Origin of the sequence: Olsenella uli, from assembly GCF_901212675.1 — a bacterium.
GTDB lineage: Bacteria > Actinomycetota > Coriobacteriia > Coriobacteriales > Atopobiaceae > Parolsenella > Parolsenella uli_B.
Window position 1 is genome coordinate 14,442 of sequence record NZ_CAAKOQ010000025.1, and the last position, 13,876, is coordinate 28,317.

General features: G+C 67.6%; 13 protein-coding genes and 1 pseudogene. 1 reads left to right on the forward strand and 13 read right to left on the reverse strand.

Features of this window, described 5'->3' with window-relative positions; all coding sequences use genetic code 11:
• Positions 1-83 precede the first annotated feature (83 nt).
• Positions 84-638, forward strand: coding sequence for a LemA family protein (locus EFAMC1_RS02815; protein ID WP_154052820.1), 555 nt, complete (start codon positions 84-86; stop codon positions 636-638).
• Positions 639-1,039: 401 nt separating this feature from the next.
• Here the strand turns inward: EFAMC1_RS02815 and deoC are convergent, their stop codons facing one another.
• The 13 genes and pseudogenes from deoC to EFAMC1_RS02880 form a co-directional block, all read right to left on the reverse strand.
• A complete protein-coding gene (deoC, locus tag EFAMC1_RS02820; protein WP_154052821.1) occupies positions 1,040-1,684 on the reverse strand; it encodes a deoxyribose-phosphate aldolase in 645 nt (214 codons plus the stop codon).
• A 290-nt stretch (positions 1,685-1,974) separates the two neighbouring features.
• Positions 1,975-2,259 carry a PTS sugar transporter subunit IIB gene (locus tag EFAMC1_RS02825; RefSeq protein ID WP_154052822.1) on the reverse strand — a complete coding sequence of 95 codons (285 nt, stop codon included), beginning with the start codon at positions 2,257-2,259 and terminating at the stop codon, positions 1,975-1,977.
• A gap of 275 nt (positions 2,260-2,534) precedes the next feature.
• Positions 2,535-2,939, reverse strand: coding sequence for a transaldolase family protein (locus EFAMC1_RS02830; protein ID WP_261981735.1), 405 nt, complete (start codon positions 2,937-2,939; stop codon positions 2,535-2,537).
• A gap of 30 nt (positions 2,940-2,969) precedes the next feature.
• Positions 2,970-3,185, reverse strand: coding sequence for a hypothetical protein (locus EFAMC1_RS02835; protein WP_154052824.1), 216 nt, complete (start codon positions 3,183-3,185; stop codon positions 2,970-2,972).
• A gap of 56 nt (positions 3,186-3,241) precedes the next feature.
• Positions 3,242-3,382 (reverse strand): annotated as a pseudogene (locus EFAMC1_RS11400) (glycine radical domain-containing protein); the annotation flags it as partial.
• A 656-nt stretch (positions 3,383-4,038) separates the two neighbouring features.
• Positions 4,039-5,229: an Nramp family divalent metal transporter gene (locus tag EFAMC1_RS02845; RefSeq protein ID WP_261981737.1), complete on the reverse strand. Its 1,191-nt coding sequence runs from the start codon at positions 5,227-5,229 to the stop codon at positions 4,039-4,041.
• A 126-nt stretch (positions 5,230-5,355) separates the two neighbouring features.
• The gene (locus EFAMC1_RS02850) at positions 5,356-7,194 is read right to left on the reverse strand and encodes a magnesium transporter (protein WP_154052826.1); all 1,839 of its coding nucleotides are present in this window, start codon (positions 7,192-7,194) and stop codon (positions 5,356-5,358) included.
• A gap of 475 nt (positions 7,195-7,669) precedes the next feature.
• Positions 7,670-9,499 (reverse strand): polysaccharide deacetylase family protein, encoded by a 1,830-nt coding sequence (locus EFAMC1_RS02855; RefSeq protein WP_154052827.1) that lies wholly within the window; start codon positions 9,497-9,499, stop codon positions 7,670-7,672.
• 193 nt (positions 9,500-9,692) lie between these two features.
• Entirely contained in the window at positions 9,693-10,706 is a 1,014-nt protein-coding gene (locus EFAMC1_RS02860) for a PRC-barrel domain containing protein (protein ID WP_154052828.1), read from the reverse strand.
• 184 nt (positions 10,707-10,890) lie between these two features.
• Positions 10,891-11,352, reverse strand: coding sequence for a YtxH domain-containing protein (locus EFAMC1_RS02865; protein ID WP_154052829.1), 462 nt, complete (start codon positions 11,350-11,352; stop codon positions 10,891-10,893).
• 123 nt (positions 11,353-11,475) lie between these two features.
• Positions 11,476-12,177 (reverse strand): cyanophycin synthetase family protein, encoded by a 702-nt coding sequence (locus EFAMC1_RS02870; RefSeq protein ID WP_154052830.1) that lies wholly within the window; start codon positions 12,175-12,177, stop codon positions 11,476-11,478.
• 39 nt (positions 12,178-12,216) lie between these two features.
• Entirely contained in the window at positions 12,217-13,686 is a 1,470-nt protein-coding gene (locus EFAMC1_RS02875; protein ID WP_154052831.1) for a hemolysin family protein, read from the reverse strand.
• On the reverse strand, positions 13,671-13,876 hold a 206-nt coding region (locus tag EFAMC1_RS02880; protein WP_222838619.1), incomplete at its 5' end, for a hypothetical protein. The genes EFAMC1_RS02875 and EFAMC1_RS02880, both read right to left, overlap by 16 nt.

Genomic DNA, 13,876 nt, shown 5'->3' on the forward strand with positions numbered 1-13,876 from the left:
GCCCAAAAGCCAGGCGGCGCGGCGGGCGGCTGATACCCGCGCGGGTATACTCAGCTCACTAACCCCCATCGAAGGGAGAGGGCATGATCGTCGTTCTCATCGTTGTCGTCGTCATCGTGGCGGTTCTGGCCGGGGCACTCATCTCGCTCTACAACGGCATCGTCACCAAGCGCAACCGCTGCGACAACGCCTGGCAGCAGATTGACGCGCAGCTGCAGCGCCGCAGCGACCTCATCCCCAACCTCGTCGAGACCGTGAAGGGCTACGCCGCGCACGAGTCCAAGACGCTCGAGGCCGTCATCGCCGCGCGCAGCGGCGTCGCGAGCGCCAAGACGCCCGAGGAGAAGGTTGCCGCAGACAACGTGCTCACCGGGGCGCTGCGCCAGCTCTTCGCCGTGGCCGAGGCCTACCCCGACCTCAAGGCCAACGCCAACTTCCAGCAGCTCCAGGCCCAGCTCGAGGAGACCGAGAACAAGATCGTCTACGCGCGCCAGAGCTTCAACGACTGCGTGCTCATGTACAACAACGCGATCCAGACCTTCCCCGGCGTGCTCGTCGCGGGATTTGGCGGCTTTGCCCCCAAGACCGGCTTTGCCGTCGACGCCGACGCCCGCGATGCACCCAAGGTGCAGTTCTAGCAGGCTCGCGGCCGGCGGGCGGGCGAATCAGCGGCGGCCCAACCGCCCAAGCCGCCATTCAGCGGCCATCCGGCAGCGGCCCAACCGCCCAAACCGCCCGCCCGCAAGCAATCTACCGGGCAAACGGCCGTGGGCGTCTTCGCACTTTCGAGTTGTGAACGTTTTTTTGCCCCAGAAGCGGACATCGCCGAGTACGTATCCCGGGATACGTACTCGGCGATTCTCGTTTTGGGGCAGTTTATTCGTTCACAACTCGAAAGTGCGAAGATCGAAATCCCTCGCCGCCCGGTAGATGGCCTGACCAACCCAATCGCGGGCGGTCAGGACAGGGCTCGCGAGCAGAAAACGTCCGCAGTGACGGTGGGGCCAGAGCGCAAACAGCGGCAGCTCCGCGGCAGAACCTACTCGCCCTTGACGATGGCGATGCCGCAGCTGGCGCCGATGCGGTCGGCCCCGGCCTCGACCATGGCCTTGGCCTCCGCGGCGGAGTGGATGCCGCCCGCGGCCTTGACCTTGCAGCGGTCGCCCACGGCCTTGCGCATAAGCGCAACGTCCTCGACGGTGGCGCCGCCAGTCGAGAAGCCCGTGCTCGTCTTCACGAACGTGGCGCCGGCCTCGACGGACAGCTCGCAGGCGCGCACCTTCTGTTCCTCGTTGAGCAGGCAGCACTCGATGATGACCTTGACGCACTTGCCGTTCGCGGCCTCCACGACGCCCTTGATGTCATCGCGCACGGCGTCGTTCTCGCCGCCCAACAGCCAACCGATGTTGATGACCATGTCGACCTCGTCGGCACCGGCCTCCACGGCAAGGCGCGTCTCGGCGGCCTTGGCCTCGGGCATCATGGCGCCCAGCGGAAATCCGACCACGCAGCAGGTCTCCACGTCGCTGCTGGCGAGCTTCTCGTGCGCCAGCGGCACCCAGCAGGTGTTCACGCACACCGAGGCAAAGTGGTACTCGAGCGCCTCGTCGCACAGCTTCTCGATCTGCGCGCGCGTGGCGGTGGGCTTGAGCAGGGTGTGGTCGATCATGCGGTTCAGTTCCATGGGTTTCGTCTCCATTCGTTGGCGGGCGCGGCTGGCTGCTGGGCCGGTCGGCCAGGATGGCCGCCTTCGCGCGAGACGCGCAGACCCGGTGCCGCTTCGTCAGCATACAGCCTAGACGATGCGGAACCGGGCCACAGAGACCGGAAACGGGATGAGCGACGCGTTGCGCGCCGGTAGCGCGAGGATTTTAGCGGACTCGCGGGGTGGGCGCGGCGCCGGGTGCGACAGATACGATAAACGTGCGCCAGGCAGCCGATGGGCCGCCGGGGGCATCCGCCCGCCCAAAGCCCCTAGCGCGAGAAGGCGGCGGAGAGCTTCTCGTTCAGCTCGTTGGCGTCAACAAGGTCGTTGAGCACGACCTTCGACTCCTCGGGGAACGAGCTCGCGAACGAGCTGAGGTCACGCGACATCACATAGAGGTCGGCGTCGCCAGGCTTCACGTCGGTGGTGGTGGCGTGCAGGACCTCGACGTTGGTCTTGTTCTGGCTCTTGAGCCAATCCTGGATGTTGGACTCGAGCATGAGGCTGCAGCCGACGCCAGACCCGCAGGCGCAAAGGATCTTGTGGACTTCCATGGTTCCCCTTTTCTACGTGCGGCCTGTCGGGCGTGCGAGCGGGGCGGGTCGCATGTTGCACGGCAGGTCGCTACGCGGAGGCACCGACGCCGTGATATACCGGGCGATAATACCCAATACTGGAGGTTCTGCAACCAAAGGAAGACGCGGTATGAAGGGTTTATGTCAAGCGTCGCGGGAGAGGTGAGAGAGCAGGACGAGGGCCGGCATGGACGGGCCGGGTGCAAAATCGCGCGGGGCGGCCGCCTTCGCAGCCGCCCCGCTATGTCAGCCCGCTACGCCAGCAGCGTCGTGCGGCCGTAGGCGTTCCCCCAGTTCTCGGTGAACTCGGCCACGGCAATCTCGGTGCCGGGATGGTCGATCATGGCGTGCACCACGGGCAGCTGCACCGTCACGGCCTGGATACCTGCGGCGATGAGCTCGTGCACCTGCTCGACGTTCTTGAACGACGCGGCCATCACCTTGGTGTCCATGCCCTGCGCGGCCAGCATGCGGATGAGGTCGACGACCTGGCCCACGCCGTCGCCGTAGTTGCACATGCGGTTCACGTACGGCGCCAGGTAGTCGGCCCCGTTGAGCGCGGCTAGGAAGGCCTCGTCGGCGGAGTAGATGGCCGTGGCCAGCACGCCCAGCCCCTCGGCCTTGGCGGCCTTGATGACGCGCAGGCCCGTGCGCGTCACGGGAATCTCCCCGTGCGGCGGGTGGCCCAGCTAGTCGCTGTGAAGTCGCACGTCCATGCCAGCTTCCTTACAGACCGAGACGAGGCCGGTCGCGGCGTCGTCCGAGAGCTGCGGGTAGCCGCGGCGCGCGTACGGCATGCCAAGCGCGTCGTACTTGCCGTCGGCCAGCTGGCGGAACGGCAGCACGCCGCCGTGGATCGAGTACCGCTGCACGTTGGTCACACACTGCGCAAGAACAGCTTCCACGACAGCCTCCCCTCAGGGCCTCTCCCGCATTCAATACCAGGGTTCGGACGCATCGAGAGCACGTGCTCGGAGCGGTTGATGATGTCGTCCTGGATCGCCTTCGAGAGCTTGACGAACATGGCGCCGTAGCCCGCCACGCGCACGACGAGGTCCTTGTGCCTCTCGGGATGGGCCTGCGCATCGAGCAGCGTGGCGCGCAGCTATCTGGTGAGCGAGGTGCGCAAGGTGGGGGGCATTCGGGTCGTACCGCTTCGCTGGGTTCAACGACTTTGATGCGTTTATCTGCGAAGATGCGACAAGTGACGACACCGGCCTCGTGCGCGACGCCGGGCTTGAGGTGATGTGTCAGACGGGCGGGTGTGCGAAAGGCTCGTCATCGCCAAGTGGAGCGGCTCCGCGGCCGGCTCGCCATCGTCACGCCGCATAGCTTGCACGTATTTACGTATTTGCTCGCTGCAAATGCGTAAATACGTGCAAGCTGTCTTCGCGGCACAACAGGTAGCACGCTCTGACGCATTTGCTCCCCTTTCTCTCATTCAAATACGTAATAGCGTGCAACCTGTGGTTCTCAACAGATAGATGACACGGTTTTACGCATTTGCTGCCCGCAAATGCGTAAAACCGTGTGGCGATGATTTGGAGACGGGCAACGGGGGCAGTGCGCGAGCGACGGGGACAGAAGACAAGCAGCAGGCCAGAACGAGGACGGCGGAACAGAGAGCAATCCGCAAGGCAGAACGACAGCACCGCAGCTCAGCCGCCAGTCCGCAACGCGGCCGCCGCAGCCTGCGCACCCCGCTCCCGCAACACGCCCCGCAGCCAGCACCGCAGCCCCGGCGCCCGCACGCCGCGGCTAGTACCCCAGCGCCTGCAGCACGAACATCACCACGGTCAGCACGGCCACCACGATCACGATGAACCACGTGAGTGCGCTCCACGCGCGCGAGTTGGCGTAGGCACCCATCACGTGACGGTCGTCGGCAATCCGCACCATGAACACGAGCAGCACCGGCAGCAGCACGCCGTTGATGACCTGCGCCACCATCATGATCCCAAACAGGTCCACGTTGGGCAGAACCACCACGACGGCCGAGAGCAGCGTGATTGCCGTCACCATACCGCGATACGCCGGCGCCTCAGCCCAGCTCTTGTCCTGCCCGCGCTCCCAGCCAAACGCCTCGCACACCGCGCTCGACGTGATGCCCGGCAGCACGCAGGCCGCCAGGAAGCTGGCGCCCACGAGTCCCGCGCCAAAGAGCACCTCGGCATAGGGGCCGGCCAGGGGCGACAGCGCGCGGGCCGCGTCCTCGGCCGAGTTGACGGCGATGCCCGCCGGATGCAGCACGCTGCCCGTGCACACCACGATGAAGAAGGCTATGAGCTGCGCCACCACCGCACCGCTCACGGTATCGATGCGCTGGTAGGGTAGGTCGTCCACGTCGCAGTTCTTCTCGACCACGTTACCCTGCCCCATGAAGATCATGTAGGGCGAGATGGTGGTGCCGATGTTGGCCACGAGCAGGCTCACGTACGCCGGCGTGATCGAGACGTGCGGCAGGAAGGTGCTGCCCAGCACCTCGCCCCAGTCCGGCCCCACCATGAAGCTCGCCGCCACATACGTCACGAAGACGCAGGCGATGGCCAGCAGGATCTTCTCGATGCGCTTGTACGAGCCGCTCATGCCAAGCAGCCACACCGCGATGGCCGCGATGGGCACGCTCACGATGGTGGGCACGCCAAAGAGCTGCATGCCGGAGGCGATACCCGCGAACTCGGAGAGCGTCACCGTGGTGTTGCTCACGATGAGGGCGAGCATGGCGAACGCGCTGCGACGCACACCAAACTGCTCGCGGATGAGCGCCGCGAAGCCCTTGCCCGTGACGCAGCCCATGCGCGCGGCCGTCTCCTGTACCACGATGAGCAGGAAGCACATCACCGGAATCGACCAGAGCTGACCGTAGCCAAACACCGCGCCAGCGTTGGAGAACGTGGCCACGCCACCCGCGTCCATGCCAGCAAGGGCCGTGAGCAGACCCGGGCCCATGGCCCCCAGCACCGCCGCGGCACGTAGCTTGGAGTGCGCGCGCGGGACGATGCTGGCATCGGCGCCGATGGAGCGCACCCCGCGGAGGTTGCGCCAGACCTTGATTCGCCTCATGGGAGACGCCCCCTAGCCCACGAGCGGGGCGGCCGTCACGAGGACCGCGCAGGCAAAGGCCACGAGCGCCACCACCAGGGCCACGGCGTGCAGCACGAGGCCGCTCGTGTCCTTGCCAGCGTCGTCGCGACGTCGGAGAAGCACAAGGTAGGCAGGTGCGGTCACGAATGAGACGAGGATGGCCACCGCCGTTGCCTGGAAGCCGCCGAGCGCCAGTGGCACCGCACCGGCAAGGCCGTCGGCCGTGGTGATCACACGGCCCGTTGCGGTGGCGACGAGCAGCACCACGGCGGCCCAGAACAGGCCGAGCGCAATTCCCTTCACGGCAAAGCCGCCAAGGCTCGGGGCGTCCTCGTCGTCCTCGTCGTGCTCCAGGAAGAAGGCCGTCACGTAACGCACCATCTCGTCCGCGACGAGCAGCGCCACCGGCAGGGCAAAGCCCACGGCCAGCGCGGTGGGAGACCCCCACGCGAGCGCCATGACCATCTCGGCCACCATCCAGAAGAAGAACCACATCTGGTGGCGAACGAGGCGCAGCAGCTCGCCGGACCCCTCGTGGGAGCCCGCGTCGCCCGTGCTGCCGCCAGCGATCTGCAGGTCCTCCTCGTGCTCCTCCTCCAGGACGTCGAGGGCGTCGTCGACCGTGACGATGCCGAGGATCTTGCCGGTCTTCTCGTCCACGACAGGCATGGCAAGCAGGTTGTACTTGGCGATGTCCTCGGCCACGTCCTCCTGGTCGTCGTCGGGCTTGGCCGAAATGACCTCGTCGTCGCCTGCGAGCTTGCCCAGCGTGTCGGTCGCGTCGGAGACGAACAGGTGGCGCACCGACACCACGCCGGCAAGCTTGCCGGCCTCGTCGGTGACGTAGACGTAGTTGACCGGCTCGAAGTCGTCGGGCAGGGCGCGCATCCTCTCGGCCACCTCGGCCACGGTGGTGTCGCGCGAGACGGCCACGAACTCCGAGGTCATGATGCGTCCGGCAGTGTCGTCCTTGTAGCCCAGCAGCTGGCGAATGGCGCGCTGCTCGTTGATGCCCATGAGGCGCAGGAGCTTCTCGGCGCGGTCGTAGTCGAGCTCGCTCACGAGCTCGGCGGCGTCGTCCGGGTCCATCTCGGACAGCATGCGCGAGGCGTCGGCGTCGGCCATGCCGCCCACGATCTTGGCGGCCATCTCGTCGTCGTCGAGCTCAGCCATGGCCTCGGCCGCCTGGTCGTCGTCGAGCTGGGCAAACACCTGGCCGCGCAGGCGCGGGTCGAGCTGCTCGATGATGTCGGCGACGTCGGCCGGGTGCAGGTCGTCGAGCGTCTGGTGCGAGACCGACAGCTTCACGTTGGAGAGATCGCGGTCAATGAGGTCCATGTAGTTCCACGCGATGATCTTCTCGGGAATCTCGTGGCCGAGGGCGTGGGACAGGCGAAGCACCAGCTTCTCGAGGGAGGGCGAGAGGGCGCGCAGGATGCCGCGGATGCCCACCTCGGCGCCGAGCAGGCGCAGCTGCGACGAGCTGGTGTCGGAGAGCTTGAGGTCGTTCACGCGCACGACGCGCATGCCGCGCGTATCGACGACCTGCTTGTTGAGCAGGTCGCGGCCGATGAGGACCTCGTCGGGCTGCAGGTAGGAGAAGCGGATGTCGGTGGCGGGGACGGCGAGGCGAACCTCGTTGTCATCGAACGTGTCGACGTACTTGCGCCAGCTGATCATGAACGGAGTCTTGCCGGGCCCCTGGAACGCGAGCGACGTGACGCGGGGGAAGACCTCGCGCGTGGCGATGCCAAGGTCGTTCACCACGCCGATCTTCTCGCCGTTGGCGTCGAGGACGGGGTTTCCCAGCATTTGGGACAGGTAGATCATGTGCGCTCCTTCGCGCGAACCGACGCCGAGTGGGCGGCGTCAGGCGGCGTGCCGGATGCGGGCCCCTGGGGGCGCGCATGGCCGGCACCGGACACCCCATGCGGCGCATCCAGCGGAGGAGACGGTGCCTCAGGCGGTCTACCTGGCGGGCGGGTTGCTCCTCAAGAGCACGTCACACGGGGTCATCGACTCTCAGGTCGAGGTTTCATCAATGACCCTTCTCTTTGCCTACAGAAACGCCGGGTGTGGGCCGGCGGATGCTGGAGCTGCCAGCGTTCCGGCGCGAGCCGGCTGGGCTGGGCTTTGCCAGCAGCGGCGGCAGACCGAGTCCGCCGCCAAACGCAAGTCATTGTACACGCCCCGCGACAGGGCGTGCCGCAAACATCATCAGACCTGCGTAAAGGATGAGACGAGCGGCTGGCCGCGAAGGGCCCGGGGGCGCCCGCATGAACGGACGCCCCTGGGCCAAGCGAACCTACTGTTTGCTTGATGACGAGCTCATGCTTGCCGAGCTGGTCGTGCTCGCGGTGCTCGAGCTGCCCGAGGGCGACGACCCGCTGCTGCTCGAGTCCCCGCTCGTCGCGATCTCGGTAGGCCAGGTGGAGCCGTCGGGCATGGTGGCTGTACCAGCGGCGATGTCGGCCGGAATAGAACTGTCGGACTGCATGAGCTCGCTCACCGTCACGAACTGGTAGCCATCTGCCTGCAGCTTCTCGATGATCTGGGGCAGCGCCTGCACGTCCTGGTCGCGGGGGCCGCCGCCGTCGTGCATGAGGATGATGCTACCGCTCGTCACGCTCTTGGTGGCGTTGGCCACGATCGCGTCCGCGCCGGGGCGCTTCCAGTCCAGCGAGTCCTGGTTCCACAGCACCGACACGCTCGCGAGACCGCCGGAGTTCAGCCACGCCTTCTCGGTGAAGTCGCCGTACGGCGGGCGGAATCCGGTCGTGTCCACGCCCACCTTGTCCTTGATGGCCGCAAACGCCGTCGAGAACTCGTTCTGCAGCGCCGACGCGTCCAGCTTGGAAAGCTGCTGGTGCTGGTAGGTGTGGCTCATGACCTCGCTGCCCTGCTCGACGACCTTCTTGGAGAGGTCCGGGTAGTTCTCGATCTCGGATCCCAGGTTGAAGAACGTGGCGTGGATGCCGTACTGGTTGAGAATGTCGAGGTAGGCCTCGGTGTACTTCTCGGCCGGGCCGTCGTCGAAGGTGAGGGCCACGAGCTTCTTGCTATCGTCGTCGGGCTTGATCTGGTGGATGCTCACGATGGCGTTCTGGGTGTCCTCGATCTGGTCGCCGCGCGCGGTCTCGCCCGACTGCTTGCCGGTGCGCATCTCGTACTTTCCGGCCTTGGGCCACTGCGAGACGTAGCTCAGGTTGCCCCACTTCTCGCCGCTCATTTCGAGCTTTGGCTGCTCGTCGACCACCTGGACGTCGTAGTCCTCGGTGCGGTCGCGGCCGTCCTCGAAGGTGAGCTCGTCGCCGTCGGCGGCGTGGTAGCTGGCCGTGGCGTCGCCATCGAGCTCGTTGCCGGCGAGCTTGACCACGAAGGGATAGCCCTGGCCGTCGACGAGCTTGTTGCCCGAGACCGAGATGAGGTTGCCGGGATTGGTGGAGACGCCCGCCTCGGAGACCACCTGGTCGATGGTGCTACCCACCTTGACCTGCAGGTTCTTGCCGTCCACCGTGATGGCCACCTTGCGGTTGCTCCACAGGACGATAGCCACGATCACCACGAGCGCCACGGCCACGATGCCGATGATCGCGTTGCGGGCACCACCCAGGTTGGAGCCGCCGCCGAGGGCCTGGCTGCGCGAGCCGCCGCCCACGTCCAGGCTGGGGAGGCGGAGGCCCGTCTGCGCCTTGCCCGTGCCGAGACGACCGCGCGAACGGTCGCGCTGGGCCGTGGCGTAGCGCGTGCCCGCACCATAGCGCGAGTAGGCCGCCGACTTGGCGGCGTTGGAGCCAAGTGCGGCGGGACGGCCGGGCTGCTGGGCCTGCTCGCGGCGGGGGTCGGAGATGTGGCGGCGCGGCTGCGGGGCGTGCTCGTGGCGTGAATCCGCAGCGTAGGGGCTCTGCGGCGCAGAGACGTGGTCGCGGTCGCGGTAGGTGCGGGAGCGGTCACGGTCGCAGTCTCGCTGCACGGGGGCGCAGGGACCGACGTGCGGGGCGGCGCCATGGTGCTCGGCCACGCGATGGGTGTTGGCGCGCGGACGGGCGTGGTAGCTGCGGGACTCGCGCGAGGCGTAAGGGTTGCCCGAGTCGCGGGAGTCGCGAGGTCCGTAGGGGTTGTGACGCTGAGGCATGGCAGTCCGTCCTTATGCGTTTCAGGTGCATTTGAGACGAGATGGTAGCAGCCCGCAGCGCAAAGCGCACGGGCGGAGGGGCCGGAGGCAAGATGCGGAACGTGGGCGTACGGGCCGAGCTTCGCGGTGGCGGCCCATGCGCGGCAGCGGGTCCTTGCGAGTGGCAGCAGGCCCGCGCGTGCGACTTCCAGCCCTACTTACTCGCGTCCTTGAACTCGCGGAGGAACCCGGAGAACATGCCCGACGTCTTGCCCAGCTGCTCGCCCACGGCGCGCGCGGCCTTGCCAGCAGCCTTGGACACGTCGTCTGCCTGCGGCTTATTGGCGGAGGGAGACTTGGCTGAGGAGGACTTGGCGGCAGCAGGTTTGGCAGCGGCGGACTTGGCACCCGCGGTCCGGGCGGCGACACCCGCAACGGACTTTCCGCCCTTTGCCACGGCCTTCTCGCCCGTAGGCTTCCTACCCACGCCCGACTCGACCTGGAAGTTGTCCACGGCCTGCTTCATGCCCGCGCCCAGCCGCCCGAGGGCACCGCCCAGCGCGTGGCTGCCCTTGTCGACGGCCTCGCCCGCGGCGGCGCCGGCCTTGGCGGCCGTCTCCTTGGCCTTGTCCTTGGCAACGGCGTAGCCCTCGCCCGCCTTGCCCGCCAGGCCGCCAGAAAGTTGCAGTGTAGCGGCCTCGTCGCGCACCACCATGGTGCCCTTGCTGTAGCGCAGCACCCACGCGGCCGGAATCTCGAACGATCCCACGAGCGCCGACGCCGTCTCGCCCTCCTGCGCGCAGAAGCAGTCGATGTCGCCGGTCGCGAGGTCAAAGCGGGCGTCCATCACGTAGCCCAGGAACTTGCCCGACTCGCAGTGCACGTCGGCACCGCCCCAGATGATGCTTCGGTCGAGGTCAAGGCCCAGGCGCTTGGCCGCGGCGTCGTCAAAGCCATCCTTCTCACGCGTGCAGACGATACCGCCCTCACGCACGTCCATGGCGTCGAGGGCGAGGAAGCGGTCGGCCTGCTTGACCATGCCCGCGATGTCCGGGCGCTTCACCATGATGCCCACAACGCGGCGGCTGTCGGGGGAAAACACCAGGTTGTGGACGCGGCCGAGCTTCTTGGGCTGCGGCTCCTCGCCGGCCTCGATCTGCTTCTTGGACTGCTTCTTGAAGGTGTAGACCTTCAGGCGGGCAAGCACGCCCATCGTGGTTGCTGGCATATCTCCCCCTGGTCTGAGCTGCGGGACGCGTGCGTCCACGACTCCTCCGCGCGGTGCGCGCAGCCGCGGCTTCTCCGTGCGGCCACAGCCGCGATCCCGCGTCGTGCGGACTCTCCCCCATACAAAGGGGCGCCGACGGAAACCCGCTGGCGCCCCAGTTAGCTCGCTATCCGTGCCTTGCGGCCTAGGCCTCGGGCTTCTCGTCCTCGTCGGACTCGGTGGTGTCGGCGTGCGCGGCGGTCACGTGCACGTCGGCGGCCTCGGCGGCCGGGGCCTGCGCCACGGGGGCGCCCACCTTGTCGGCGACGGCGGAGACCGTGTTGGTCACGGTATCGGCCGCGGTGGCCACGTTGTCCGAGAGCGTGGAGCGGAGCTGATCCATGCGCTCGCGGGCCAGGTCGATCTTGGCACGCAGCTCGTCGGTGGTGGCGTCGACGGTGGGACGCAGGTTGTTGATGTGGCTGGAGACGACGTTGCCGCTCTTCTCGTAGGCGTCGGCCGCGGCATCCCAGGCGTCGTTCATGGCGTCAGCGGCCATGGCGCGGCTCTCGGCGCCGGAGCGCGGAGCCAGAAGCAGGCCAGCCGCGGCACCCACGGCGGCACCAAACACGCTACCGAGAACGAATCCAACTGCACCCTTGCTCATAGCTTCCTCCTCTGGCACCACGGACGTGGGACCGGGCACCCGCGCGCTGCTGGCGCGCTCGCCCTTGCCCAACCCCTGCCGCCGGCGCATCGTCAAACGAACTGTTGCTCGTGATTATACCCGTCAGTTGTGTGCGCGAGCAGAAGCGTCGGCAGACGCGGGCGTGGCGTCCGCGTTCGGCGTCCCCGCGGCCGCGGGGGCCTCGAGCGGGGCGGCCTCGCCGGCATCGGGGGTGGCGGCACTGCCCGCCACCACGTCCGCGCCGCCCGCAGCACCGCCGCCCGCAGCGCCGCCGTCCGCGCCTGCGCCCTCCTGCTCGGCCTTCTCGGCCTCGCGCTTTGCCGCCAGTGCGTCGGCGTCGGCCACGAGCGAGCGGATGCCCGCCACGATGGCATCCACGTCGGGCTTGGGGTCGCGCGCGCCCGAGTAGGCCCACTGCAAGATCCACGCCGCACTCGACAGCGCCGAGGCCACGAGCACGTCGTCCGGGCAGGCCAGCTGCACGTCGTAGGTGCGCGGCTCACCGGTGACCTCCCACGTGCGCCCGCAGCTGATGTCACCCGCGATGCCCGTGCGGGCCATGAGCTCGATGGCCACGTGCTCGAGCAGGTGGGCCACCTCGGTGGCGCCCATGACGTCCTTGAACGTGGCGCCCTTGTCGCCCAGGCAGGCGTGGTCGATGATGTCTGGCAGCAGGTTGTAGACGTGGGTGGTGCCCACGAGGTCCTGGTCGGTGGTGAGCGGCCCGCCATTGGCGATGGTCACGCGCGCCGTGAAGTGCTGCGGCGCCACCGCAACCTTTGTGATGTCGATGAGCTGAGCCATGATGTCCTCCCGATGGTTCCCGTGCCTCGCGGCGCCGTCCTACTTGCCGTTCCTCTCCGAGCCCGCGGCGTCCTTGCCGTGCTCGCGCTTGCCGCCGTGCTCGCGGCGCTCCTCGCGCTCGTGGCCGTCGTGCTCGCGACCCTCGCGCCTGCGGCTGTCGCGGTCCTCGCGCTCCCTCTCGCCAGCCTCGCCGTCCGCGGCCTCGCCCTCGTCCGCCTCGGGCGTGGGCTCGGGCGCCGTCACGCGAAGCAGCGCGATCCGGCGGCCGCGCATCGACTGCACGCGGAACTTGTACCCCTTCACCTCGAAGACCTCGCCAGGCTCGGGCACCGAGTCGGCAAGCTCCAGGATGAAGCCGGCCACCGTCTCGTACTCGTCGGAGTCCTCGATGGGCCAGCCCAGGTCGATGGCGTCGTCGATCGAGAAGCGCCCGTCCACGAGCCACTCACGCTCGGAGAGGCGCGTGAGGTACTTGTTGTCGGGGTCGAACTCGTCCTCGATCTCGCCCACGACCTCCTCCACGATGTCCTCGATCGTGATGACGCCGGCCGTCCCGCCGTACTCGTCCACCACGATGGCCATCTGGTCGTGCGTGCTCTGCATCTCGGAGAGCAGCGGGATGATGTCCTTGGTGTCGGGCACGAAGATCGGCTCGCGCACGTAGCGGCGCACGGGCACGTCGTTGGCACCCTTGTCGACGATGGGCCCGAGCAGGTCTTTTATGTGCGCCACGCCCACGATGCGGTCGACGTCCTCGTGGTAGACGGGAATGCGCGAGAAGCCCGTGCGGCGCATGAGGTCGAGCACTTCGCCCAGGGTCTCGGTGTCCTCCACAGCGGTCATGTCCACGCGCGGCACCATGACCTCGCGCGCTACCGCGTCGCCCAGGTCGAAGATCTCGTGGATCATCGACTTCTCCTTGTCGGAGAGGTCGTCGGCGTCAGTGACCATGTAGCGGATCTCCTCCTCGGAGACCTCCTGGCGGTCGTCGGCGTTCTTGATGCCCAGCAGCTTGGAGAGGCCCTCGGCGGTGGCGCTCGTGAGCCAGACCAGCGGCTTTACCACGCGCGAGAAGCCGGAGAGGAAGCCCGCGACCGACTTGGAGACGGCCTCGGCGTTGGCGAGCGCGATGCGCTTGGGGATGAGCTCGCCGATGACGATGGAGACGTAGGAGACCAGGATGGTGACCACCGAAGGGGCGATGGCGTAGCTCAGGCCCTCGGGGGCGCCGAGCGAGACGGCCCAGGCGGCTAGCGGATCGGACAGGGTGCTGGACGCGACCATCGCCGAGAAGAACCCGACGAGCGTGATGGCCACCTGGATGGCGGCGAGGAACTGGCCCGAGTCGCTCGAGAGCTCGAGGGCGACCTTGGCCTTCCTGTCGCCCTCCTCGGCGTCGTGCTCGAGGACGGCGCGCTTGGCGGCGACGAGGGCAGCCTCGCTCATGGAGAAATAGCCGTTGGCAAGGGTGAGCAGAAACGTGAGGACGATGCTTAGCAGGACATCCATGCGCGCGCCTCCTTGTGCTCGACAGGGCTGCGGTGCGCTGGGTTCAGGCCACGGACGGCATGCGGGTCATCAAGGCCGGTACTGTGACACTCCCCGGAATCGCTCTTGGCGTTCATGTTCTCCTCGCTCGATGCTGCGGATACAGGTTTTTCCAGTATACGGCAACGGCGGGGCGCCACGTGGGCGACCC

What these genes read in the sequence shown, in the direction of transcription:
- EFAMC1_RS02815 (WP_154052820.1), top strand. Translation starts at nt 84, where the DNA reads ATGATCGTCGTTCTCATCGTTGTCGTCGTCATCGTGGCGGTTCTGGCC.
- deoC (WP_154052821.1), bottom strand. Translation starts at nt 1,684, where the DNA reads ATGGAACTGAACCGCATGATCGACCACACCCTGCTCAAGCCCACCGCC.
- EFAMC1_RS02825 (WP_154052822.1), bottom strand. Translation starts at nt 2,259, where the DNA reads ATGGAAGTCCACAAGATCCTTTGCGCCTGCGGGTCTGGCGTCGGCTGC.
- EFAMC1_RS02845 (WP_261981737.1), bottom strand. Translation starts at nt 5,229, where the DNA reads ATGGGCCCGGGTCTGCTCACGGCCCTTGCTGGCATGGACGCGGGTGGC.
- EFAMC1_RS02850 (WP_154052826.1), bottom strand. Translation starts at nt 7,194, where the DNA reads ATGATCTACCTGTCCCAAATGCTGGGAAACCCCGTCCTCGACGCCAAC.
- EFAMC1_RS02855 (WP_154052827.1), bottom strand. Translation starts at nt 9,499, where the DNA reads ATGCCTCAGCGTCACAACCCCTACGGACCTCGCGACTCCCGCGACTCG.
- EFAMC1_RS02860 (WP_154052828.1), bottom strand. Translation starts at nt 10,706, where the DNA reads ATGCCAGCAACCACGATGGGCGTGCTTGCCCGCCTGAAGGTCTACACC.
- EFAMC1_RS02865 (WP_154052829.1), bottom strand. Translation starts at nt 11,352, where the DNA reads ATGAGCAAGGGTGCAGTTGGATTCGTTCTCGGTAGCGTGTTTGGTGCC.
- EFAMC1_RS02870 (WP_154052830.1), bottom strand. Translation starts at nt 12,177, where the DNA reads ATGGCTCAGCTCATCGACATCACAAAGGTTGCGGTGGCGCCGCAGCAC.
- EFAMC1_RS02875 (WP_154052831.1), bottom strand. Translation starts at nt 13,686, where the DNA reads ATGGATGTCCTGCTAAGCATCGTCCTCACGTTTCTGCTCACCCTTGCC.